This window comes from Streptomyces silaceus (assembly GCF_001419745.1).
Classification (GTDB): Bacteria; Actinomycetota; Actinomycetes; order Streptomycetales; family Streptomycetaceae; genus Streptomyces; species Streptomyces silaceus.
The window spans coordinates 1-22,390 of sequence record NZ_LIRJ01000134.1 but is presented as its reverse complement, the minus strand read 5'-3'; the positions used below and the strand labels follow the sequence as shown (position 1 = coordinate 22,390).

The 22,390-nt window shown below is 72.5% G+C and carries 22 protein-coding genes; 7 read left to right on the top strand and 15 right to left on the bottom strand.

Annotated elements, in window-relative coordinates; all coding sequences use genetic code 11:
* Positions 1 to 128: 128 nt before the first annotated feature.
* A complete protein-coding gene (locus tag AOK22_RS14550) occupies positions 129 to 1,616 on the bottom strand; it encodes an alpha/beta hydrolase (RefSeq protein WP_055699062.1) in 1,488 nt (495 codons plus the stop codon).
* Positions 1,617 to 1,843: 227 nt separating this feature from the next.
* Between AOK22_RS14550 and AOK22_RS14545 the strand changes: the two genes are divergently transcribed.
* The 3 genes from AOK22_RS14545 to AOK22_RS14535 all read left to right on the top strand — a co-directional run bounded on the left by AOK22_RS14545 (position 1,844) and on the right by AOK22_RS14535 (position 3,973).
* Positions 1,844 to 2,833, top strand: coding sequence for an aldo/keto reductase (locus AOK22_RS14545; RefSeq protein WP_055699061.1), 990 nt, complete (start codon positions 1,844 to 1,846; stop codon positions 2,831 to 2,833).
* Between the two features lie 79 nt (positions 2,834 to 2,912).
* The gene (locus AOK22_RS14540) at positions 2,913 to 3,482 is read left to right on the top strand and encodes a GrpB family protein (RefSeq protein ID WP_055699060.1); all 570 of its coding nucleotides are present in this window, start codon (positions 2,913 to 2,915) and stop codon (positions 3,480 to 3,482) included.
* On the top strand, positions 3,479 to 3,973 hold the full coding sequence (locus tag AOK22_RS14535; protein ID WP_055699059.1) for a DUF6314 family protein: 495 nt from the start codon (positions 3,479 to 3,481) through the stop codon (positions 3,971 to 3,973). The genes AOK22_RS14540 and AOK22_RS14535 overlap by 4 nt, the downstream gene beginning before the upstream one ends.
* Here AOK22_RS14535 and AOK22_RS14530 read toward each other — a convergent pair.
* From AOK22_RS14530 to AOK22_RS14520, 3 genes are all read right to left on the bottom strand, one after another.
* The gene (locus AOK22_RS14530; RefSeq protein ID WP_055699058.1) at positions 3,942 to 4,556 is read right to left on the bottom strand and encodes a histidine phosphatase family protein; all 615 of its coding nucleotides are present in this window, start codon (positions 4,554 to 4,556) and stop codon (positions 3,942 to 3,944) included. The genes AOK22_RS14535 and AOK22_RS14530 overlap by 32 nt on opposite strands.
* Before the next feature lie 52 nt (positions 4,557 to 4,608).
* On the bottom strand, positions 4,609 to 5,049 hold the full coding sequence (locus AOK22_RS14525) for a GNAT family N-acetyltransferase (protein ID WP_055699057.1): 441 nt from the start codon (positions 5,047 to 5,049) through the stop codon (positions 4,609 to 4,611).
* A 70-nt stretch (positions 5,050 to 5,119) separates the two neighbouring features.
* Complete coding sequence (locus AOK22_RS14520; protein WP_055699056.1) at positions 5,120 to 6,556, bottom strand: aminotransferase-like domain-containing protein; 1,437 nt, start codon at positions 6,554 to 6,556, stop codon at positions 5,120 to 5,122.
* On the opposite strand from AOK22_RS14520, the gene AOK22_RS14515 reads away from it, so the two are divergent.
* Both AOK22_RS14515 and AOK22_RS14510 read left to right on the top strand, forming a co-directional pair.
* The gene (locus tag AOK22_RS14515) at positions 6,555 to 7,547 is read left to right on the top strand and encodes a DMT family transporter (protein ID WP_055699055.1); all 993 of its coding nucleotides are present in this window, start codon (positions 6,555 to 6,557) and stop codon (positions 7,545 to 7,547) included. The genes AOK22_RS14520 and AOK22_RS14515 overlap by 2 nt on opposite strands.
* Before the next feature lie 98 nt (positions 7,548 to 7,645).
* A complete protein-coding gene (locus AOK22_RS14510; RefSeq protein WP_055699054.1) occupies positions 7,646 to 7,843 on the top strand; it encodes a DUF1918 domain-containing protein in 198 nt (65 codons plus the stop codon).
* A 10-nt stretch (positions 7,844 to 7,853) separates the two neighbouring features.
* Here AOK22_RS14510 and AOK22_RS14505 read toward each other — a convergent pair whose 3' ends face one another.
* Entirely contained in the window at positions 7,854 to 9,086 is a 1,233-nt protein-coding gene (locus tag AOK22_RS14505; protein WP_055699063.1) for a glycoside hydrolase family 10-like protein, read from the bottom strand.
* Between the two features lie 181 nt (positions 9,087 to 9,267).
* On the opposite strand from AOK22_RS14505, the gene AOK22_RS14500 reads away from it, so the two are divergent.
* Positions 9,268 to 10,128, top strand: coding sequence for a 3-hydroxybutyryl-CoA dehydrogenase (locus tag AOK22_RS14500; protein WP_079036566.1), 861 nt, complete (start codon positions 9,268 to 9,270; stop codon positions 10,126 to 10,128).
* Positions 10,129 to 10,376: 248 nt separating this feature from the next.
* A complete protein-coding gene (locus AOK22_RS14495; RefSeq protein WP_055699052.1) occupies positions 10,377 to 10,634 on the top strand; it encodes a hypothetical protein in 258 nt (85 codons plus the stop codon).
* On the opposite strand, the gene AOK22_RS14490 is transcribed toward AOK22_RS14495, so the two are convergent.
* From AOK22_RS14490 to infC, 10 genes are all read right to left on the bottom strand, one after another.
* The gene (locus AOK22_RS14490) at positions 10,635 to 11,177 is read right to left on the bottom strand and encodes an NUDIX hydrolase (RefSeq protein WP_055699051.1); all 543 of its coding nucleotides are present in this window, start codon (positions 11,175 to 11,177) and stop codon (positions 10,635 to 10,637) included.
* Between the two features lie 166 nt (positions 11,178 to 11,343).
* The gene (locus tag AOK22_RS14485) at positions 11,344 to 12,693 is read right to left on the bottom strand and encodes an NsdA family TPR-like regulatory protein (protein ID WP_055699050.1); all 1,350 of its coding nucleotides are present in this window, start codon (positions 12,691 to 12,693) and stop codon (positions 11,344 to 11,346) included.
* 281 nt (positions 12,694 to 12,974) lie between these two features.
* Positions 12,975 to 14,045, bottom strand: coding sequence for a PP2C family protein-serine/threonine phosphatase (locus tag AOK22_RS14480; protein ID WP_425264028.1), 1,071 nt, complete (start codon positions 14,043 to 14,045; stop codon positions 12,975 to 12,977).
* A gap of 327 nt (positions 14,046 to 14,372) precedes the next feature.
* The gene (gene pheT, locus AOK22_RS14475; protein WP_055699048.1) at positions 14,373 to 16,940 is read right to left on the bottom strand and encodes a phenylalanine--tRNA ligase subunit beta; all 2,568 of its coding nucleotides are present in this window, start codon (positions 16,938 to 16,940) and stop codon (positions 14,373 to 14,375) included.
* Positions 16,940 to 18,070: a phenylalanine--tRNA ligase subunit alpha gene (gene pheS, locus AOK22_RS14470; RefSeq protein ID WP_055699047.1), complete on the bottom strand. Its 1,131-nt coding sequence runs from the start codon at positions 18,068 to 18,070 to the stop codon at positions 16,940 to 16,942. The genes pheT and pheS overlap by 1 nt, the downstream gene beginning before the upstream one ends.
* A 149-nt stretch (positions 18,071 to 18,219) precedes the next feature.
* Positions 18,220 to 19,362, bottom strand: coding sequence for a sensor histidine kinase (locus tag AOK22_RS14465; RefSeq protein ID WP_055699046.1), 1,143 nt, complete (start codon positions 19,360 to 19,362; stop codon positions 18,220 to 18,222).
* Between the two features lie 116 nt (positions 19,363 to 19,478).
* Positions 19,479 to 20,324, bottom strand: a complete 846-nt coding sequence (locus AOK22_RS14460; protein WP_055699045.1) for a TrmH family RNA methyltransferase — start codon at positions 20,322 to 20,324, stop codon at positions 19,479 to 19,481.
* A gap of 175 nt (positions 20,325 to 20,499) precedes the next feature.
* Entirely contained in the window at positions 20,500 to 20,886 is a 387-nt protein-coding gene (gene rplT, locus AOK22_RS14455) for a 50S ribosomal protein L20 (protein WP_055699044.1), read from the bottom strand.
* A 97-nt stretch (positions 20,887 to 20,983) separates the two neighbouring features.
* Positions 20,984 to 21,178, bottom strand: coding sequence for a 50S ribosomal protein L35 (gene rpmI, locus AOK22_RS14450; RefSeq protein ID WP_007829094.1), 195 nt, complete (start codon positions 21,176 to 21,178; stop codon positions 20,984 to 20,986).
* Positions 21,179 to 21,285: 107 nt separating this feature from the next.
* Complete coding sequence (gene infC, locus AOK22_RS14445) at positions 21,286 to 21,957, bottom strand: translation initiation factor IF-3 (protein WP_237773434.1); 672 nt, start codon at positions 21,955 to 21,957, stop codon at positions 21,286 to 21,288.
* Positions 21,958 to 22,390: the final 433 nt, after the last annotated feature.

Here is a 22,390-nt window from a genome sequence, read left to right as displayed (position 1 = left end):
GTGATGAGCGACCTGGGCAGACGCGCGGGCCCGGGACACGGCGGCGGTGGGGGACGCGGCGGAGGCGGCGCCCGTCAGGACGGCAGCGGCGGCGGCCGCGAGGCCCGCGCGTCTGCTCAGGTCGCTCATCACAGCTCCTTCGGCTTCGCGCAGGTGAGGTCGGCGGCGGGCAGCTTCCCGTCGCGCAGATAGGTGTTGACGGCGCGGTCGGCGCAGGGGACGGGCGTGAGGCCGTCGTTGCCGCGCCCGTACACGCCGTGCGAGCGGATGTCGGCCGTCACCAGGCGCGATCCGGTGAGCCGCTCGTGCAGGGCGAGGGCGCCCTCGTAGGGGACGTTGTTGTCGTGGCGGGCCTGGAGCATCAGGAGCGGCACGGAGTTGCCGATCTTCGTGCCGGGTTCGCGCGGCTCGCTCCCCCAGAACGCGCACGGCGCGATCATGCCGTTGACGTAGGGCCCGAAGACCGGCTGGGTGGCCCGGCTGCGCTGCATGTTCTTCCAGTACGTCGCCGGGTCCTTCGGCCAGCCGCCCGCGGGCCACCCGCCGTCGCCGCACATGAAGATCGCGCCGCCCGCCATGCTGCTCTCCAGCTCGGGCGAGGCGAGGAGGTCCAGGAGTCCGCTGAGCGCGGGGCCCGGCTCGAACTCCTCACCCGCGGCGGCCTTCTTCAGATCCGATACGACTTCGGCAAGTCGGGGGTCGTTCTCCTCGTGCTGGACGAGCTGCTTGACGACGAGCCGCAGCAGCGGAGCGTTCAGGCGCTGGTCCTTGACGGGGATCGGATGGCGCTCGGCGCGTGCGAGCAGCTTCTCCACGTCCGTCCGCACCCGGCCGGTGAGCGCGGCCTCGGCGGGCGCGCCGGACCGCTGGAACAGCTCGTACTGCGTGGCCGCCGGGTCCGTCGAGGAGTCCAGGACGACGCGGTCGGCGGGGCGCGGGAACAGCTGGGTGTAGACGGCGCCCAGGTCGGCGCCGTAGGAGATGCCGTAGTACGACAGCCTGGGCTCGCCGAGCGCGGCGCGGATGGCGTCCATGTCGCGGGCGACGTTGCGGGTCGAGGCGTGCGGCAGGAGAGCGGCGTTGTCGCCGTGCTCCCGGCAGCGGCGGGCGGTGTCGCGGGCGGCGCGCACCGACTCCTCGAAGTCCGCGCGCGGGGTGGTGGTTTCGGCGGGCGGCTTCGGGCGCGGGGCCGTGCCGCAGGTGACGGGGGTGCTCTCGCCGAGGAAGCGGGGGTCGAAGCCGATCAGGTCGTAGCGGTCGGCCACGTCCTTCAGCGTGGGGCGCAGCGCGAGGGTGTGGGCGAGTCCGGTGCCGCCGGGGCCGCCCGGGTTGGAGAGCAGGATGCCGCGCCGCTCGCCCGGCGACTTCGCCTTGACGCGGGAGATCGCGATCTTGATCGTACGGCCGCCGGGGTCGGCGTAGTCGAGGGGGACGGTCACCTTCGCGCACTGGGCGCCCGCCTCGTTCAGCTCCTTCTGGTCCGCGGAACAGCGGCCCCAACTGACGTTCTGTGTCGGGCTCTTGGGGGCTTCGGGCAGGCCCGTGGCGGCGGCCACGGTGCCCGCGAGCAGCCCGACGAGGCCCAGGCCCGCGGTGACTGCTGGGACGACGCGCATCGTGCTCCTAGGTTCGTGTGCCCGGTCCGGCCGTCCGGCCCGGGGAAGTCGATCACCACGCTAGGAACGCGCCGGGCGGTGGACCATCCGGCCACCGGGCCCGGCTCCCCTGGGGACAACCCCCTTACGCGCGCTGCGGTTTGCCGGAGATCCGCGCCTTGACCTGGAGTCCGCTCCAGCTCCTAGGGTCGGCGACGATCAACGGCCACACCCCTGGAGGTACCAGCATGACCAGCCTTCCCACACGCCGGCTCGGCGCGCTGACCGTCTCGGCGCAGGGTCTCGGATGCATGGGGATGAGCCACGGCTACGGCGCGTCGGACGACGCGCAGTCGGTCGCGACGATCCACCGCGCCCTCGATCTCGGCGTCACCCTGCTCGACACCGCCGACTTCTACGGCAGCGGCCACAACGAGGAGCTCATCGGCCGCGCCCTGGCGGGCCCGCGGCGCGAACAGGCCGTCCTCGCCACGAAGTTCGGCTTCGCCAACCGGCTGGGCGAGCCCATCCGCATCCGGGGCGACGCGGCGTATGTGCGCGAGGCCTGCGACGCCTCGCTGCGGCGCCTCGGCGTCGACCACATCGACCTGTATTACCTGCACCGGGTCGACCGGACCGTCCCCATCGAGGAGACCGTCGGCGCGATGGCCGAGCTGGTCGCGGCGGGCAAGGTGCGCCACCTCGGGCTCTCCGAGGCCGGGGCGGCGACGCTGCGCCGGGCGCACGCCGTGCACCCCATCGCCGCCCTGCAGAGCGAGTGGTCGCTGTGGACCAGGGACCTGGAGGCGGAGATCGCGCCGGTCTGCCGTGAGCTCGGCATCGGTCTCGTGCCGTTCTCGCCGCTCGGGCGCGGCTTCCTCACCGGCCGCTACACCTCGCTGGAGGGGCTGCCCGAGGACGACGTGCGCCGCACCCAGCCGCGCTTCGCCGACGGCAACCTGGACCGGAACCTCGCCATCGTGCGGACCCTGGACGCGCTCGCCGCCCAGAAGGGCGTCACCGCGGGGCAGCTCGCGCTCGCCTGGGTGCAGCACCGCGGCGACGACGTGGTGCCGATCCCGGGCACGCGGCGCGAGACGTATCTGCGGGAGAACCTCGGGGCCCTCGCCGTCGAGCTGTCCGCCGACGAGCTCGCCGCGATCGACGCGGCGGCCCCGGCCGACGGGGTCGCGGGCACCCGGTACGACGAGCGCAGCCTGGCGGTCGTGGACGGCTGATCCGGGTCCCGGCCGGTGGCCGCCACGAGGGGAGCGGCCACCGGGAAGGGACGGCGCGCCGTGGACGTAGCCTGCTGGCATGCCCTTCCCCGATGAGGCCACCGACGTGAGCGTGGTCGACTACCAGGACACCTGGCCGCGCGACTTCGAGCGGATCGCCGAGCGGCTGCGCCCGGCGCTCGCGGGCCTCGCGGTCGCCGTCGACCACGTGGGCTCGACGTCCGTGCCGGGGCTCGCGGCCAAGGACTGCGTCGACGTGCAGGTGCGGATGAGCTCGCTCGACGAGGCGAGGGACGTGCCGCTGCTCGCCGCGCTCGGCTTCCGCTGCCGCCCCGAGCCGTGGAACCGCTCGGAGATCTCGTTCGGCCACCCCTGCCCCAAGCTCGTCTTCGCGCCGCCGGCCGGCGCCCGTCGCTGCAATGTCCATCTGCGCGAGGACAGGCGCTCGAACTCCACCTACGCGCTGCTCTTCCGGGACTATCTGCGCGCGAACCGTGAGGCCCGCGACGCGTGGGGCGCCTTCAAGCGACGGCTCGCGTCGAGCGCGCCCGCCCTGGAGGAGTACGGGCAGATCAAGGCCCCGGCGACCGACGCCCTGATGGCCGGGGCGCAGCTGTGGGCGCTGCAGACGGACTGGGTGCCGCGATGACCGACTCCCGTCCCGCCCCGGCCGGGCCCGCCGCCCCGTCCTGCCTGCCCGTGCCGGACACGCTCGCCTTCCTCGCGGGCGCCTGGCAGGTGGAGCGCACGGTCCGCGATCTCGCCGACGGCTTCGAGGGGCACTTCGCCGGCACGACGCGCTTCACGCCACTGCCCGCCCCGGACGACGGCGGGCTGCTGCACCACGAGTCGGGCACGTTCACCTGGCGCGGCGTCGCGCGCCCCGCCGAGCGCACCCTGCGCTTCCTGCCGGGCGACGCGCCGGGCACCGTCCGCGTGGAGTTCGCCGACGGCCGCTTCTTCCACGATCTCGACCTGCGCGCGGGCCGCTGGACGACGGACCACCCGTGCGCGGCCGACCTCTACCGCGGCGGCTTCGAGGTGGCCGACGCGGACCACTGGCGCAGCCGGTGGCGGGTGGGCGGCCCCGCCAAGGACCTGCTCCTGGTCACGGAGTACCGCCGGGCGCGTCCAGCCTGAGGTTCCACCGGCCGCCGTGGCCGGTGAGGGTGACGGTCGACAGGGGGCGCACGTCGATGTTCCAGTACGTCGACGGGGGCGCCTTCAGGCCGTAGGCGAGCGCGGCCCGCACCACGGCGGGCTCGGCCACGGCCAGGACGCGGGCGCTGTCGCCGACCGGCCGGGTGTCGAGCCGGCCGCCGACGCGCGAGATGAACGCGTGCAGCGACTCTCCGCCGTGCGGTGCCGAGCGCGGATCGCTGAGCCAGGCGTCGACCGCGGCGGGTTCGCGCACCGTGACCTCGCCGAGCGTCAGACCGCGCCGGCGCCCCATGTCGCAGTCGCGCAGGGCGGGCTGGGCCAGCGGCGCGAAGCCGAGGGCGTCGCCGGTGGCTCGGCTGCGCGGGCTGGGCGAGCAGTAGCGCAGTTCGGCCACGCCGAGCGGCAGCAGCGCGGGCGCGACGCGCTGGACGTCGTCCCAGCCCGCCCGGTCGAGCGGCCGGTCGTCGTCGAAGCGCTCCGCGAGCAGCGAGGCGCTGCGGGCGGCCGCGATGAGTGTGACGCCGGCGTGCGTCCGGAGATCGTGGAGCCCGCAAGGCCACAGGTCAAGGCTTCACCGTCGGTACGTGACGTGCCTCGCCCGGGGCTTCGCCGGCTCACTGGCTGCCGAACGCCATCCACTTCCCCGGCGACTCCAGCGGCTTGAATCCCACCTTCTCGTACACGCCGTGCGCGTCGGCGGTCGCCAGGAGCACGCGGCGCAGGCCGAGGGGTTCCAGGTGGTCGCGGACCGCGGTCACGAGCGCGGTGCCGAGGCCCGTGCCACGCGCGGCCGGGTCGACGTAGACGTCGCAGAGCCAGGCGAAGGTGGTGCGGTCGGTCACCACGCGCGCGTACGCGACCTGCTCCCCGGAATCCGCCGCGTACGCACCGAAGTTGAGCGAGCCCGCGATGGCCGCGTCCTGCTTCTCGCGGGTGCGGCCGAGGGCCCAGTAGGCGTCCGTGGAGAGCCAGTGGTGGACGCGGGCGGCGTCGATGCGGGCGGGGTCGGCGGATATCTCGTAGGCGCCGTGGCGCGTGGCGGTGTCGTCGTTCATCCTGTGACCCTCGCAGCGGACCCGGCGCGGCGTCGACCGTGTTTCGTCTGGTGGGACCGGCCGGGTCCGGCTAGCCCAGGACCTCGTCGCAGGCCTCGCGCAGTCTGCGCACGCCCTCGGTGATCTCCCCGATGCCGGCGACCGCCGCGAAGCTCAACCGGACGTGCCCGGCGGGGGGTTCGGCGGCGAAGTAGGGGCGGCCGGGGGCCACGGCCACGCCCGCGCGCAGCGCCGCCGCGGCGAGCGCGGACTCGTCGGCGCCGTCGGGCAGGCGCAGCCACAGGTTGTAGCCGCCGGCCGGGATGTGCGGGAGGGCGAGTTCGGGCAGGCGCAGCCGCAGCCCCGCCGCCAGCGCGTCCCTGCGCCCCCTCAACTCGCCCGCCACGGCCCGCAGATGGCGCGGCCAGGCCGGGGAGCCGACCAGTTCGAGGGCCGCCTCCTGCAGCGGTCTGGGCACGAAGAAGTGGTCGACGACCTGGATGGCGCGCAGCCGTTCGAGGACCGGGCCGCGCGCGGCGAGCGCGCTGACCCTGAAGCTGGGCGAGGTGGCCTTGGTGAGCGAGCAGACGTGCACGACGACGCCGTCGTGGTCGTCGGAGGAGAGCGGGCGCGGCAGCGGCCCCGCGTCCTCGTGGACGAGGCGGCGCACGAAGTCGTCCTCGACGACGAACGCCCCCGCATCGCGGGCGATCCGCAGGACCTCGGGGCGGCGCGCGGCGGACAGCACGGCGCCGGTGGGGTTCTGGAACAGCGGCTGGCAGACGAAGACCCGGGCGCCCGTCGCGCGGAACGCGGCGTCGAGGAGCTGCGGGCGCACCCCGTCGGTGTCGACGGGCACCGGCACCGGCCGCAGTCCGGCCGCGCGGGCGATGGCCAGCATGCCGGGATACGTCGGGGACTCGACCAGGACCGGCGCGCCGGGCGGGGCGAGCGCCCGCAGCGCCGTCGTCAGCGCGCTCTGCCCGCCGGCCGTGATGAGCACCTCGGCGGCGGTGATCGCCCCGCCGATCCCCCGCGCGAACCACTCGCGCAGCTCGGGCAGTCCGTCGATCGGGGGCCGCCCCCACGCCCCGGGCCGCCGCCCGGCCCGCGCGAGGGCCGCGGCCATGGCCCGTTCGGGCTGGAGTGCGGGGTCGAGATAGCCGCCGTTGAACTCGATGACGCCCGCCGACGGCGCGGCGAGCGTGGCGAGGACACCGGACGCGTCGACGGCGCGCGGCACCAGCTCCGCGGCGGCGTCGGCGCTGAGCGACACCTCCTGCCACGAGGTGTCGCCCGCCGGTGCGGCGGGCGTCTGCGGCTCGGCCCGGAAGACGCCCGCGCCGGGGCGGGTGACGACCAGCCCCTCGGCGGCCAGCTGGGCGAGGGCCCGCGACACGGTCACCGGGCTCACCCGGAACCGCTCGACGAGCGCCCGGCTCGACGGCAGCTTTCCACCCGGAGAGTAGCGGTCAAGCTCACTCTTCAGCTGTTTCGCCAATTCGCCCACACTGCTACTGTCATGCATGACAGCACAGGATAGCGCTACTCGCCCGACCCGGATAGCGGTCACGTCCCTCGACACCGCTTCCGGCACCTCCGCCGGCACCCTCGGCACCCCCAGCACCTCCGCCGGCACCCCCGTCGACCCCGGCGCCTCCGCCCGCCGCACCGGCACCCTGATGGCCGCCCTCGGCGTCACCGCCTTCTCGCTCACCTTCCCCGCCACCGCCTGGGGCCTGGAGGGCATCGGTCCCTGGAGCTTCGTGACCCTGCGCGGCGTGCTCGCCGCGCTCATCGCGGGCGGCTGTCTGCTCGCGCTGCGCGTCGCGCTCCCGCACCGCCGCCACTGGGCGGGGCTCGCGGTGGTCGGCGCCGGCGTCGTCGTCGGCTTCCCGCTGCTCACCACGCTCGCCCTGCGGACCTCCACGACCGCGCACGCCGCCGTGGTCGTCGGCCTGCTCCCCCTGACGACCGCCGTCTTCTCGGTGGTGCGCACCGGGGCGCGGCCCTCGCGGACCTTCTGGGTCGCCGCGCTGGCCGGCGCCGCCGCGGTCATCGCGTTCACCGTGCAGCAGAGCGGCGGCGCCCTGTCCACCGCCGACCTCTACCTCTTCGCCGCGCTCCTGATCTGCGCGGCCGGCTACACGGAGGGCGGCCGGCTGGCCCGGGAGATGCCCGGCTGGCAGGTCATCGGCTGGGGCCTGGTCCTGTGCCTGCCGTTCAACGTCGTGGGCGCGCTGCTCGCCCTGCCGCACGAGTCCTTCGCGCTCACCGGGCACAGCACGGCGGGCCTGCTCTACTCCGCGATCGGCTCGCAGTTCCTGGGCCTGGTCGTCTGGTACCGGGGCATGGCGGCGATCGGTGTCCCCAAGGCCAGCCAGCTCCAGCTCGCGCAGCCGCTGCTGACCCTGGTCTGGTCGGTGTTCCTGCTCGGCGAGCACCTGCCCGTGGCCGCACCGCTCACGGCGGCCGCCGTCCTCGTCTGCATCGCGGTCACCCAACGGACCCGCGGCTGACCGGTCGCACGGCACCCGACGGGGCCCAACTCCCGCCACCCGTCGTACACTTGCGCCCACGGATCGCGACGGCAGAGCGGGACGAGGGGGCACTCCAGATGCGTGCAACCGTAGGCGACGAGCTGGTGGTGCACGGCAGGATCGTCGGGCAGCACGACCGGATCGCGCGGATCGTCGAGGTGCTGGGCCCGGACGGCGGTCCGCCGTACCGCGTCCGCTTCGAGGACGGCCACGAGACCCTGATGTCGCCGGGCCCCGACACCGTCGTACGGCATCAGGGCCCGGCGACGCAGTAGCGGCGCCGGATCAGCGCGGCGGCTTCGCCGGCTCCTGGTAGTGGTCGGCGACCACCCGCGCCATCGCGCCGATCCTGTCGACGCCGACCTCCTTCGCCGAGAAGTAGACGTGCCCGCGCACCTCGGGGAAGTCCTTGGCGTACGTGAGGTGCCGGGACAGCTCCGCCGGGTCCTGCCAGGCGGCGGGCTGCGCCGGGTCGCCCGCCTTGTAGAGGGCCTCACCGATGTAGAGGCGCACGCCCGTGCCGCGCACGACGTCGTTCCACCACGGGACGAGCTTGGCGTAGTCCGCGGCGGCGAAGCCGATGTTCCAGTACACCTGCGGGACGATGTAGTCGATCCAGCCCTTCTTGACCCAGCCGCGCGTGTCCGCGTACAGGTCGTCGTAGGTCTGCACCCCGGCCCGGGTGTCGGAGCCGGTCGGGTCGGTCGCGATGTTGCGCCAGACCGCGAAGGGGCTGATCCCGAACTGGGTGCGCGGTCGGGTCTTCTTCACCCGGCGGGCCATCTCGCGCACCAGCCGGTCGATGTTGTCGCGCCGCCAGGAGGCCCGGTCCGGGAAGCCCGCGCCGTAGCGCGCGAAGGCCTCGTCGTCGTCGAAGACCTGGCCCGCGACGGGATACGGATAGAAGTAGTCGTCCCAGTGCACCGCGTCGAGCGGATAGCGGCGCACGGCGTCGAGCATCGCGTCCTGCACGAAGCGCCGCACCTCGGGCAGGCCCGGGTTGTAGTAGAGCTTCCCGCCGTACGGCACGACCCAGTCGGGGTGCAGGCGCGCGGGGTGCGTGGCCACCAGACGCGACGGGTCGGTGTGGTTGGCGATCCGGAACGGGTTGAACCACGCGTGCAGCTCCAGGCCCCTGCGGTGCGCCTCGCGCACGGCGGTGCCCAGCGGGTCCCAGCCCGGGTCCTGGCCCTGCACGCCCGTGAGGTACTCCGACCACGGCTCGCGGGTCGAGGGCCACAGCGCGTCGGCGGTGGGCCGCACCTGGAGGACCACCGTGTTCAGTCTGCGGTTCACGGCCGAGTCCAAGTAGGCGAGCAGCTCGCTTCTCTGCTGCGCCGCCGGGAGCCCCGGCTTGGACGGCCAGTCGCGGTTGACGACGCTCGCCAGCCACATGCCGCGCAGCTCGCGGCCCTTGTGCGGACGCCGTCCGGCGGCGGCCGCGTCGCCCGCCGTCGCGAGGCCCGCGAGCGCCGCCGCGGCCACCACCGAGAAACCCCTGCGTGACATACGCCTCATCTGCATGCCCCCTGAGCTCGCTGTTCCCCGGCACCCCTTGCCGGTTCCGGACAGCATGCCCGACCCGGCCCGTCATGGACCCCTCGCTGCGGAGTAACGTTCACGGCCGAGGCAGGCACCGAAACCCACGGGGGGCCTGCCGGCCCCGTTGATCAGCGAAAGGCACGAGGTGACCGACTCCATGACCGATATCGCACGCGTCGGAGTGGTGGGCTGTGGCCAGATGGGCGCCGGAATCGCAGAGGTCTGCGCCCGCTCCGGACTGGACGTGAAGGTCGCGGAGACCACCGGTGAGGCCCTGGAGATCGGCCGTACGCGGCTGTACAACTCCCTCTCCAAGGCGGCCGAGCGCGGCAAGATCTCCGAGGAGGAGCGCGACGAGACGCTGGCCCGCCTCAGCTTCACCACCGACCTCGGCGAGTTCGCCGACCGTGACCTGGTCATCGAGGCCGTGGTGGAGAACGAGCAGGTCAAGACCGAGATCTTCCAGGTGCTCGACCAGGTGGTGACCCGGCAGGACGCGATCCTCGCCTCGAACACCTCCTCCATCCCGCTGGTGAAGCTGGCCGTCGCGACCTCGCGTCCCGACCAGGTCATCGGCATCCACTTCTTCAACCCGGCGCCGGTGCAGCAGCTCGTCGAGCTGATCCCCGCGCTGACCACCTCCGAGGGCACCATCAGCCGCGCCCAGGCGATGGTCGAGAAGATCCTCGGCAAGCACGCGATCCGCGCCCAGGACCGCTCGGGCTTCGTGGTCAACGCCCTGCTCATCCCGTACCTGCTCTCCGCCATCCGGATGTTCGAGTCGGGCATCGCGTCCCGCGAGGACATCGACAACGGCATGGAGATGGGTTGCGCCCACCCGATGGGCCCGCTCAAGCTCGCCGACCTGATCGGCCTGGACACGGTCGCCTCGGTCGCCGACTCGATGTACGCCGAGTACAAGGAGCCGCTGTACGCCGCTCCCCCGCTGCTCCAGCGCATGGTGGACGCGGGCCGCCTCGGCCGGAAGACCGGCTCGGGCTTCTACACGTACGCCTGACCACTTCCCCTGGTCGCTCGCTCCTCTTGATCGCATCACCTGTACGGCGGCCGCTTCCGGCGCCGTTCACTCTCCGTACGGGAAACGGGCCCGGCACTCATGCGAGTGCCGGGCCCGCTGCGTTCACACACCGTGTGCGCAATGGGCTCGCATATGCCCATCGCACACTCTCCCGCCTTGCCCACCAGGCGAGTTGACTGCCTGTGCGGATGAAGGGGGGACGCGCCACTACAGAGAGGAGTGGACTCGTGACCACCGACGGCGAGAGTGCCGTGGTCCCGGAAGAACTCGCTGAGTTACGCCGTAGCCTTGACGTGGGCCTGGCCCGCGTGGACGGACGGCTGGCGTTGCTCACTCAGCACGACGAACAGACCGCCAAGAACGTGGAGACCATGGAGACCCGGGTCGCCGCCTTGGAGCACACGCGCTGGCCCTTGCCGACGATCGTCGCACTCGCGGCGGTCGCGGCACTCGCCGTGGCGGTCTGGCAGGCCCTCGGCCATTAGCTAGCGCGCGTCCTGGCCGAGGCGCAGATGGTGCAGGAGGAGGAGCGCCGCGGCCATGTTGGCGGCCGGGACCTCTCCGCGGGCCACCATGTCGGGGACCAGCTTGAGCGGGACCCACTCGCGGCGGTCCGACTCGAAGTCGTCCTCAGGGTGACCGATGTAGGTGCCTTCGTCGGACCAGTAGATGTGGTGCCGGGCGTCGGTGAGCCCGTTGGAGGGCTCGACGCTCATCAGGTGCCGCAGCGGTCCCGGCCGCCAGCCGGTCTCCTCCTCCATTTCGCGTGCCGCCGCGTACGCGATGTCCTCGCCGTCCTCGACGACGCCGGCGGCCAGTTCCCAGCCCCAGCTGTCGGTGATGAAGCGGTGCCGCCACAGCAGGAGCACTTCGTTGGCGTCGTTGACGACGGTGGCCACGGCGACGGGCCGCAGCCTGATGAGGAAGTGGTCCAGATGCCGTCCGTCGGGCAGTTCGACATCTGCGAGATTGACGGTGAACCATCGATTTCCATACACAGTTTGTTCGCTCTGTTTCGTCCACTGCACGGTTCTGCCACCTTCCGCCGAGTAGATGGCAATATCGCAGCAGCGGAATCGTCGGAGCAGCGTGTGTGCGGCGCGGGACTGTGCGTATGCGCGGCCCCGGACAGCGGTGTGTACGGCGCCCGCACGGCCGTCGCGGCCGGGCGGGCGGCGCCGGGAGCGGGTCAGGTCACAGCGGTACGCGCAGCGCCCCGTCGATGAGTTCGGCCGCCTCGGCCGTGCCCGCGCAGTCGCTGCGGACGAGGTGTTCGCGCACCGCGCGCAGCCGGTCGCGCAGTCTCTGCGACTCCATCCCCCGCGCCTGTTCTGCCATTTCCACCGCCGTGGCCACGGCCTCGTCGGTGTTGCCCTGGCGCAGTTCGATCTGGCTGAGCATGGCGAGCCGGTGCACCCGGCCCCGGTCGTGCGCCGGGGTGTCCACGGCCGCCGCGGCGTGCTCCCGGGCGCTGGTGAGATCGCCGAGACTCAGCAGGGCCTCCGCCACCTGTACGTTGACGAGTCCGGGCTGGACATAGCCGGTCTCGTCCGGCTCACGGCCGCGCAGGATCCGGTCGGCCGCGTCCTCCGCACGCCGGATGCAGGACAGGGCGCTCCTGCCGTCGCCCAGGTGTGCGTACGCCTTGGCCTGCATCGCGTACAGATCGGACGCGAGGGCCGGGGTGAGATCGCGCCCCGCGGCCCGCAGCGCCGCCTCCGCGAACGCCACCGCCTGGCGGTACTCGCGCATGAACAGCGACTGGTTGACGAGCAGCGCGATCACATACGCGCCGAGCCCCCGGTCCCCGCTGGCCTTGGCCAGGCGCAGTGCCTGGTGGAAGTAGCGCTGGGCGAGGCCGTGCGCGTCGGAGTCGTAGGCGCAGATGCCCGCTATCGCCACCAACCCGCCCGTGGAGCGGTGCAGTTGGCGGCCCAGCTCGTCGGTGTAGCTGCCGCGCAGCAGGGGCGCGGCCTCGGAATTCAGGAAGCCGACGATGCGGGTGCGGGTCGCCACGCCACCGGTCTTGCGGTACATCTGCTCGTAGTGGGCGCGGGCCGCGCGCATCATCTCGATGTCGGCCGTGCTGACCGGGTGGCGGCCGCCACGGGAGACGTCGACGTCCTCGGGCGGGTTCTCCCACTCCCAGACGGGCATCACGGCGGGCGTGCCGGTGACGGCGGGCGCGCCGAGCAGATGCGGGCGCTGCTGTTCGTCCGAGCGCCACAGGGCGGTGGCCCGCTCCACGAAGCCGGAGAGCGTGGAGGCCGCCGAGCCGGCGTGGGGTGCGGGGACACCGGGCAGCCCGAGGCCGATGTCGTCGAGGGTGACGGGCCGTTGCAGCCGGGCCGCGAGCACCTCGCAGATCAGGTCGGGCACCTGGCCGCGCGGGCGCTGGCCCTTCAACCAGCGGGAAACGGCGGTGTGTTCGTAGCGCAGCGCGAGGCCTCTGGACCGTCCGGCCTGGTTCACGTGTGCGGCCAGTCCCGCGTGGGAGATGCCGGCTTCGTCGAGGATCGCGTCGAGCAGGGTATTGGGCTGCATGGATGCCCTCCGGTGGCTCGGTGCTGTTCAGACTAGTTGAGGGGGCTTCACACGGGGTGTGAACGGAGTGCCCGAATCCGGGGGGTGTGCGCTCTGCCGCATGGGGTGTGGGATCGCTTGACTGAGATGCCTCATCAGTTAAGGAGGCCGGCCGGGCCGCCGGCTCCCCCCTCGTACAGTGCGGCGGCCCTCACTGGCGCCGTCCGTCCCGCCGTCTGCCCGACAACTCCATGGCGGGGCGGATGGCGCATGCCGCTTTCCGGGACCGCCCCCTGGAGGACTCAGCCCAGGCTGCGGGCGTGCCGCCCCGGCTCCGACTGCTGGCACGGCACCCTCGTCCGGTCGTTGCGCAGCACGAGCAGCGCCGCGTCGTCGGCGGGCAACCGGCCCGCGTGGCGCAGGAGTCGGCCGTAGATCGCGCGGATGAGGAGCTGGGGGGAGACCGGCTGGATCCGGGCGGCCTCGGTGAGCGCGGCCTGCAGCGGGAAGAACGCCCCCGCCGCGTTCCGCGCGTCCTCCATGCCGTCCGTGTGCAGCACCAGCGCCTCGCCGGGCAGCAGCCGCCCGCAGTCCAGGACGCCCAGGTCGGCGGGGAGCGGGAACGGCCCGAGCGGCGGCAGCGGGTCGGCGTCCGTGAGGGGCCGCGCGTGACCGCTCAGCAGATGGGGCCAGGGGTGCCCGCAGTTGAGCGCGGAGATGTCGCCGTCCGGACCGATCTCCAGGAGCAGTACGGTGACGAACTCCTCGGCGAGGGGGCTGTCCGGGACGGTCCCGCCGCCCGAGGGGTGCTCGGCGCGGGAGCGCTCCCGCAGATGGCGTGCGAGGGCCCGCTCCAACCGGCCCAGCACCTGCGGCAGTTCGGTCTCGTCGTGCGCGGCCTCGCGGAAGCTGCCGAGCACGGCGGCGACGGTCGCGAGGGCGGGCAGGCCGTGGCCGCGGACGTCGCCCATGATGACGCGGACGCCGTGGTCGGTGGCGGCGACCTCGTACAGATCGCCCCCGACGGAGGCGCCCCGCGAGGCGGAGAGCCGGCCCGCGGCGAGCGCGAGGCCCTCGATGCGGGGCGGCAGCGGGCGCAGGAGCACGTTCTGCGCGGCGCCCGCGACCTCGCGGATCTGCCGCAACTCCCTCAAGAGCGCCCGCCGCACGTGCAGGACGAGTCCGGTCCCCACGGCGAAGAAGACGGCGCTGCTGACGATCCGCGCGCCCATGCTGTCCTGCGTCGCGAGCGGACAGGCCAGTTTGTACGTGATGGCGAAGGCGCCCCACACGGTGGGCAGTCCCAGCGCGAGCGCGCGCCGGACGCGGGGGCCCTCGCAGCGGCGCCGCCCCCGGGGAAGCACCCGGAACAGCCGCCGCCGGACGCGCCCCGCGCCGGGGACCGGCGGGACGCGCGAGGCGTCCGGAACCCGTCGGGGACGCGCGCCCCGCACCCTCGCCCGGAGCGTCGCCCGGCAGGGAGCACCAGCCTTGTTACGGATCATGCCGACGGCCCCCCTAAGGCCCGGTGCGGGCGAGCAGGCCCAACCCCTGCGGCCGGATTGATTCTGTCGACCGAGTGGACCGATCGGACCAGAGTGACGCCACTTGTCACTCAAACGAGTGAGGGGCTTACCCGGTGGTCCGGATAAGCCCCTCTTTGCGCCCCTTGTGCGCCTGTTGCCGACTACGGGCGGTGACTACGCTCCGCGCAGCACCGCGCCCGTGTGCTCGGCCGCCAGCGCGACGGCCGCGTCACGGGCCGCCGACGCCTCGTCGACGGTCAGCGTGCGGTCGGCGGCGCGGAAGCGCAGCGCGTACGCCAGCGACTTCTTGCCCTCGCCGATCTGCTCGCCCTCGAAGACGTCGAACAGGCGGATGGACTCGAGCAGTTCGCCCGCGCCACCGCGCAGGTAGTACTCGACCACCGCGGCGGGCACCTCGGTGCCGACCACGAGGGCGACGTCCTGGGTGGCCACCGGGAAGGTGGAGATGCGCGGCGCCTGGACGATCCCGTCGCGTGCCGACTCCAGCGCGTCCAGGTCCAGCTCCATCGCGCAGGTGCGCGCGGGCAGGCCCAGCGCCTTGACGACACGCGGGTGCAGCTCGCCGGCGTGGCCGACGGAGACAATCTCGCCGTCCACGACGACCTTCAGCTCGGCGCAGCGGCCGGGGTGCCAGGGGCCGTACTGCCCCTGGTCCACGATCAGCTCGACGCCGACCTCGCGGGCGACGGTCCGCGCCGCCTCGACGGCGTCGGCCCAGTCCGCCGGGCGGCCCTTGCCCCACCAGCCGGCCTGCTCGCGGGCGCCCGCGAGGACGACGGCGGCGTGCCGGGGCTGGACGGGCAGCGCGTCGGTCAGGGACGCGATCTCCTCGTCGGTGGGGCGCCGGTCGACGGGCAGGCGCACCGCGACCTTGAGCTCCTCGCGCTGTGGGGTCTCCCCTGCTCGAACGGAGCCGAGAGCTCGGGGATGGAAGACCAGGCCCGTCTCGAAGAGGGCCAGGTCGTGGCTGCCTCGGCCGTCGTTGCGGCGCAGGGCCTGGAGCAGGCCCGGCAGCAGCGTCGTACGGAGCGCGGGCTCCTCGTCGGAGAGCGGGTTGACGAGCTTGACCACGCGGCGGTTCGCGTCGTCCTTGTCGAGGCCCAGCTGGTCGAAGACGCTCTCCCCGATGAAGGGGTAGTTCAGCGCCTCGACGTATCCGGCGCCGGCCAGCGCGCGGCCCACGCGGCGGTGGTTGCGCTGCCGCTCGGTCAGGCCGCGGCCCGCGGGGGGCTTGGGCAGCGTCGAGGGCAGGTTCTCGTACCCCTCGAGACGGATGACCTCTTCGGCGAGGTCGTTCGGCTCGGCGAGGTCGGGGCGCCACGACGGGACGGTGACGGTCAGGTCGTCCTGGCCGTAGACGTCGCAGCCGACCTCCTGGAGGCGGCGCACGACGGTCTCGCGGCCGTAGTCGACACCGGCGACCTTGTCCGGGTGGTTCGCGGGCATCGTGATCGTGCGCGGCGCGGTCGGCGCGATGACCTCGGTGACGCCGGCCTCGGCGGTGCCGCCCGCCAGGAGCACGAGCAGGTCGACGGTGCGCTGCGCGGCGGCCGCCGCGGCCTGCGGGTCGACGCCGCGCTCGAAGCGCTTGGACGCCTCGGAGGCCAGCTTGTGGCGGCGCGCGGTGCGGGCGATCGAGAGCGCGTCGAAGTGCGCGGCCTCGATGACCACCTCGGTGGTGCCGCGGGCCGCGCCGGTCTCCGGGTCGGTCTCGGAGTCGGCGATCTCGGTGTTGGCACCGCCCATGACGCCCGCGATGCCGATGGCGCCGCGGTCGTCGGTGATGACCAGGTCCTCGGCGTCCAGGACGCGCTTGGTGCCGTCGAGGGTGGTGATCTTCTCGCCCTGCTCGGCCCGGCGCACCCCGATCGTGCCCTGGACACGGGAACGGTCGTAGGCGTGCAGGGGCTGGCCGAGCTCCATCATCACGTAGTTGGTGACGTCGACGGCGAGCGAGATCGGGCGCATGCCGACCTTCTGCAGCCGGCGCCGCAGCCAGATCGGGGAGCGCGCCTCGGGCTGCAGGCCCGTGACGGTGCGCGCGGTGAAGCGGTCGCAGCCCAGCGGGTCGCCGATCTTGACCGGGTAGCCGAACGAGTTCGGCGCGGGCACGTCCAGGAGCGCCGGGTCGCGCAGCGGCAGGCCGTACGCGGTGGCGGTCTCGCGGGCGACGCCGCGCATCGACAGGGCGTAGCCGCGGTCGGGCGTGACGGCGATGTCCAGGACCTCGTCGACGAGCTCGAGGAGCTCGATGGCGTCGGTGCCGGCCTCGTGCTCGGGCGGCAGGACGATGATGCCGCCGGAGCCGTCGTCGCCCATGCCGAGCTCGTCGCCGGAGCAGATCATGCCGTGCGAGGTCTTGCCGTACGTCTTGCGGGCGGCGATGGCGAAGTCGCCGGGCAGGACGGCGCCGGGCAGGACCACGACGACCTTGTCGCCGACGGCGAAGTTCCGGGCACCGCAGACGATCTCCTGCGGCTCGCCGGTGCCGTTGGCCGTGCCGACGTCGACGGTGCAGAAGCGGATGGGCTTCTTGAAGCCCTCCAGCTCCTCGATGGTGAGGACCTTGCCCACGACGAGCGGGCCCTTGAGGCCGGCGCCGAGCTGCTCGACGGTCTCGACCTCGAGGCCGACCTCGATCAGCTTGGCCTGCACGTCACGGCCGGTCTCGGTGGCGGGGAGGTCGACGTACTCCCGCAGCCAGGAAAGCGGGACCCGCATCAGATCTCCATCCCGAACGGCCGGGTGAACCGGATGTCACCCTCGACCATGTCTCGCATGTCTTCGACGTTGTGGCGGAACATCAGCATTCGTTCGATGCCGAACCCGAAGGCGAATCCGCTGTACTTCTGGGGGTCGACGCCGCAGGCGGTGAGCACCTTCGGGTTGACCATGCCGCAGCCGCCGAGCTCGATCCAGCCCTCGCTGCCGCAGGTGCGGCAGGGGCGGTCGGGGTCGCCGACGGACTCGCCGCGGCAGACATAGCAGACCATGTCCATCTCGGCGGACGGCTCGGTGAACGGGAAGTAGTTCGGCCGCAGGCGGGTCTTCATGTCCGGGCCGAAGAGCGCCTGGACCATGTGGTCCAGGGTGCCCTTCAGGTCGGCCATGGTCAGGCCCTCGTCGACGGCGAGCAGCTCGATCTGGTGGAAGACCGGGGTGTGCGTCGCGTCCAGCTCGTCCGTGCGGTACACGCGGCCGGGGCACACGATGTAGACGGGCGGCTCGCGGCGCTCCAGGAGCGAGCGGGCCTGCACGGGCGAGGTGTGCGTGCGCAGCACGACGCCGGACTCGTCGCCGTCGGCGCCCTGGGGGCCCTGGACGAAGAACGTGTCCTGCATCTGCCGGGCCGGGTGGTCCGGCGTGAAGTTCAGGGCGTCGAAGTTGAACCACTCCGCCTCGACCTCGGGGCCCTCGGCGACCTCGTAGCCCATCGAGACGAAGACGTCGGCGACGCGCTCCATCATCGTGGTCAGCGGGTGGCGGGCGCCCGCGGGCGTGCGGTCGTAGGGCAGCGTGACGTCCACTGCCTCCTCGACCAGGACGCGGGCGTCGCGCTCGGCCTCCAGCTCGCTCTGGCGGGCGGCCAGCGCCTTGCTGACGGCGCCGCGCGCCATGCCGACGCGCTTGCCCGCCTCGGCCTTGGCCTGCGGCGGCAGCGCGCCGATCTCGCGGTTGGCCAGCGCCAGCGGCGACGTGCCGCCGGTGTGCGCGACCTTGGCCTCCTGAAGCGTGTCGAGGGAGTCCGCGGCCGCGAAGGCGGCGAGCGCCTCGTCCCGCATGCGCTCGATCTCTTCAGGTTTCAGGGCCTCGACCTCAACAGGGTCGTACGACTTGTTCGGTGCCGACATCTCTTCCCGTGCTTCCGATTGGCTGGCGGATGGGTCCCCGTCAACAACTCGGAGACAAGCTGTCCCAGATCCGGGGACACAAAGTGCCAACGACCGAGTCTAACGGGGGTGCGGTGAACGAATGAGCCCGCGGGCTGCTCGCGACGTGATCACTGAAGATACGCCGGGGCCCCCACGGGCAACGTAAATCGGAACTGGGCGCCGCCGCCGGGTGCGCGGCCGACGGTGATCGTCCCGCCGTGCGCCTCCACGATGCCCTTCACGATGTACAACCCCAGTCCCGTCCCGCCGCGCTTGCTGCCCCGCCAGAAGCGGGTGAAGACGCGGCCCATCGACTCCTCCGGAATGCCGGGACCTTCGTCGCTCACGGTCACGGCGGTCTCCGCGCCGCCCCGCTCGCGCGGTGACGAGAAGGGGGCCACGTCGATGGTGACGGTTCCCTCGCCGTGGCGCACCGCATTTTCCAGCAGATTGCTGAGCACCTGGTCGATCTTGTCGGGGTCCGCCCAGAGGTCGGGCAGCGGTCGCTGGACGCGGACGAGGAAGCGGTCCGCGTCCTGTCCCGCGGCGACGTGCGCCTGGATGTGCCGCCCGACGGCGGCGCCGATGTCGACGGGCTGCCGGCGCAGTTCGAGGCGGCCTGAGTCGATCCGGGAGATGTCGAGGAGCTCGGCGATCAGCCGGGTGACGCGGTTGGCGTCGGCGTCCACCGTCTCCAGCATCAGTTTCTTCTGGTCGTCGGTGAACCGCTCCCACTTGGCCAGCAGCGTCGCCGTGAAGCCCTTGACGGAGGTGAGCGGCGAGCGGAGCTCGTGGGCGACCGTGGCGATCAGCTCGGCGTGGCTGCGCTCGGTGCGGCGGCGGGCCTCGGTGTCGCGGATCGAGACGACGACACGCCGTACGGGCCCGGTGCGGGTGGTGCGTACATAGCGGGCGGAGACCAGGACCTCGCGGCCGCCGGGCAGCAGGAGGTTGCGCTCGGGCTGCCCGATGCGGGTGGCGAGGCCGCCGTAGGGATCGGTCAGCTGCCACCAGCGGCGGCCTTCCAGGTCCTCTAAGGGGAGCGCACGCTCCAGGGAGGCGCCGATGGCCTCGGCCGCGGGCACCGCGGTGATCCGCGCCGCCGCCGCGTTGAAGCAGATGACCCGGCCGGTCTCGTCCGCGACGACGAGCCCGTCGGGCAGCTCGTCGGGGTCGAGTCCGAGGTCGCCGAGATCACCGGGACCACGCCGGTCCGCGCGAGCACGGACGACGTCCTGTACTCCCGGTGCTCTGCTCGTGCCGACACTCATTACCCCGTATCCCACCTCTCGGACTGCCGGTGGGGGTACCTCCCTGCCCGAGCGATACCGAGCTTCCCGAGCGATACCGAGAGCTTGGGGGGAGGGCCCCCGAGGCCGTCACACTACTAGCTCGATGTGACGGAGCGGCACCCTCCGGCGGCACGCTGTGCACGGGCGGACGCATAGAGGCACACGGCCGCGGCCGTCGCGAGGTTGAGGCTCTCGGCTCTGCCGTGGATCGGAACGCGCACCACCGCGTCGGCGAGTGCGCGGGTCTCCTCCGGCAGTCCCCAGGCCTCGTTGCCGAAGACCCAGGCGGTGGGGGTGCCCATGGTGCCCTTGTCGAGCTCCGTGTCGAGGTCGTCCTCACCGGCCCCGTCGGCGGCGAGGATCCGTACGCCCGCGTCCTTGAGGCCCCGCACGGCCTGCTCGACGGGTACGCCGACGGCGACGGGCAGGTGGAAGTGCGAGCCGACCGAGGCGCGCACCGACTTGGGGTTGTAGAGGTCCACGGAGGCGTCCGTGAGGATCACGGCGTCGGCGCCCGCGGCGTCGGCGCAGCGCAGCACGGTCCCGGCGTTCCCGGGGTCGCGGACGTGCGCGAGGACGGCGACGAGGCGGGGGCGGGCGGCGAGGATCTCCTCGAAGGGCACGTCGAGGAAGCGGCAGACGCCGACGAGACCCTGCGGGGTGACGGTCGTCGAGATGTCCGCGATGACGTCCTCGTCGGCGAGGTGCACCCGGGCCCCGGCGGCACGGGCCTCCCCCACGATGTCGGCGTAGCGCTCGGCGGCCTCCACGGTGGCGAACAGCTCGACGAGCGTCTGCCCGTGCGCGGCGGCCTCCCGCACGGCCTGCGGCCCCTCGGCGAGAAACAGCCGCTCCTTCCCCCGGAAATTCCGCTTGGCAAGCCGCCGGGCGGCACTGACGCGGGGTGACTTGGGAGAGATCAATTCGGGAGCGGCAACCATGAAACGCACCTTAGGAACAGCGCGCCCCTCCAGGGGCGCGGGGAACTGCGCGACCGGCCAGGAACAGACCCGCGGTCGGCAGACGACAGACGAGGGCAGACGGGACCCCGAACACACTCGGACCCGCAAGCCGACCGGCCTGCGGGTCCGAGATCACGCTCAGCTCAGCGCAGCGTTACGCGGCAGCCTTGGGCGCGTTGACGTCCGACGGCAGCGCCTTCTGCGCGACCTCGACGAGCGCGGCGAACGCGTTCTCGTCGTTGACGGCCAGCTCCGCGAGGATCTTGCGGTCCACCTCGATGTTGGCGGCCTTCAGACCCTGGATGAAGCGGTTGTAGGTGATGCCGTTGGCGCGGGCAGCGGCGTTGATGCGCTGGATCCACAGCTGACGGAAGTCGCCCTTGCGCTTCTTGCGGTCGTTGTAGTTGTAGACCAGGGAGTGGGTGACCTGCTCCTTGGCCTTGCGGTACAGGCGCGACCGCTGGCCGCGGTAGCCGCTGGCCTGCTCGAGGATCGCCCGACGCTTCTTGTGCGCGTTGACTGCGCGCTTGACGCGTGCCACTTGTTAACTCCTTGTAGCGGGGCCGTGGTTGGACTCACACGACCCGAAATCGATTGGGTCCCGGTCAGAGCTCAGGTGCCGTGTCCGGCACCCGGGCTCACTTGCCGAGAAGCTTCTTGATCTTCTTGGCGTCGCCCGGGGCCATCTCGGCGTTGCCGGTGAGGCGACGCGTCAGGCGCGACGACTTGTGCTCGAGCAGGTGGCGCTTGCCGGCGCGCTCACGGAGCACCTTGCCGGAGCCGGTGACCTTGAAGCGCTTGCTGGCACCGCTGTGCGACTTGTTCTTCGGCATAGCGCCGTTCTCTCCTCGTCAGTGGCGCTCCGATGCCCGGTCGTGAAACCGGGCATCCGGGAGCGTCATGTGTGTCATTTGGCGATCCCTGGACTCGCGTCCGGGGATCAGGCCTCGGCGGGAGCTTCGGCCGGGGCCTCGGCGGAGGCTTCGGCAGGAGCTTCGGAAAGCTCCTCCTCGGCGGAGTTCTGCGAGCGGCCCGGGTTGGCCTTCGCGTCCGCCTTGCGAGCCGCCTGGGCCTCACGGGCCTCGGCCATCGCCTCGGTCTTCTTCTTGTGCGGACCGAGGACCATGATCATGTTGCGGCCGTCCTGCTTCGGGTTCGACTCGATGAACCCGAGGTCCTCGACGTCCGAAGCGAGACGCTGAAGCAGTCGGAAGCCCAGTTCCGGACGGGACTGCTCGCGACCACGGAACATGATCGTGATCTTGACCTTGTCGCCCTGCTTGAGGAACCGGACGACGTGACCCTTCTTGGTGTCATAGTCGTGCGGGTCGATCTTCGGCCGGAGCTTCATCTCCTTGATGACCGTGTGCGCCTGGTTCTTGCGCGCCTCACGGGCCTTCATGGCCGACTCGTACTTGAACTTCCCGTAGTCCATGAGCTTGCACACGGGCGGACGGGCGTTCGCCGCGACCTCGACCAGGTCAAGGTCGTACTCCTGCGCAAGCTCCAGGGCCTTGGCAAGCGGAACAATCCCGACCTGCTCGCCGCTGGGACCGACAAGTCGCACCTCGGGAACGCGAATCCGGTCGTTGATGCGGGGCTCGGCGCTGATGGATCCTCCTCGGTAGCACCACGCGACCGTCTGGCGGACAGCCGCGTTACGTCTGTTTTCTGGACCAACCGCGCCGGCGCACAAAAAATGCCCCGACCGATCACAGGAAGGGGCTCCACGTACTACCGGAGCACCTCCGCGGCGATCGCGGGGCGCACATCATGCGGCCCGAAGCCTCGGGGACTTCGGCCGCCTGACCGGTGACCCGCCGCTCCAAGGAGCGGCCAGGTGGGAGATCGGAGCCTCCACTTGTGGGCCGGATCCTTGTGTTGGCACGCGGGTATCCGGCCGGTCGTTACACAAGGTTAGCAGCTCCCCGGGGGTGGAGCGAACCAGTGGGCACACCCGCTCCCGCGGCTCGGGGGCGCCGGGACGCGGCTTATCGTGTGGGACATGAGCGACACGACCCCCGCCCCCGAGTCGCGGGAGCGGG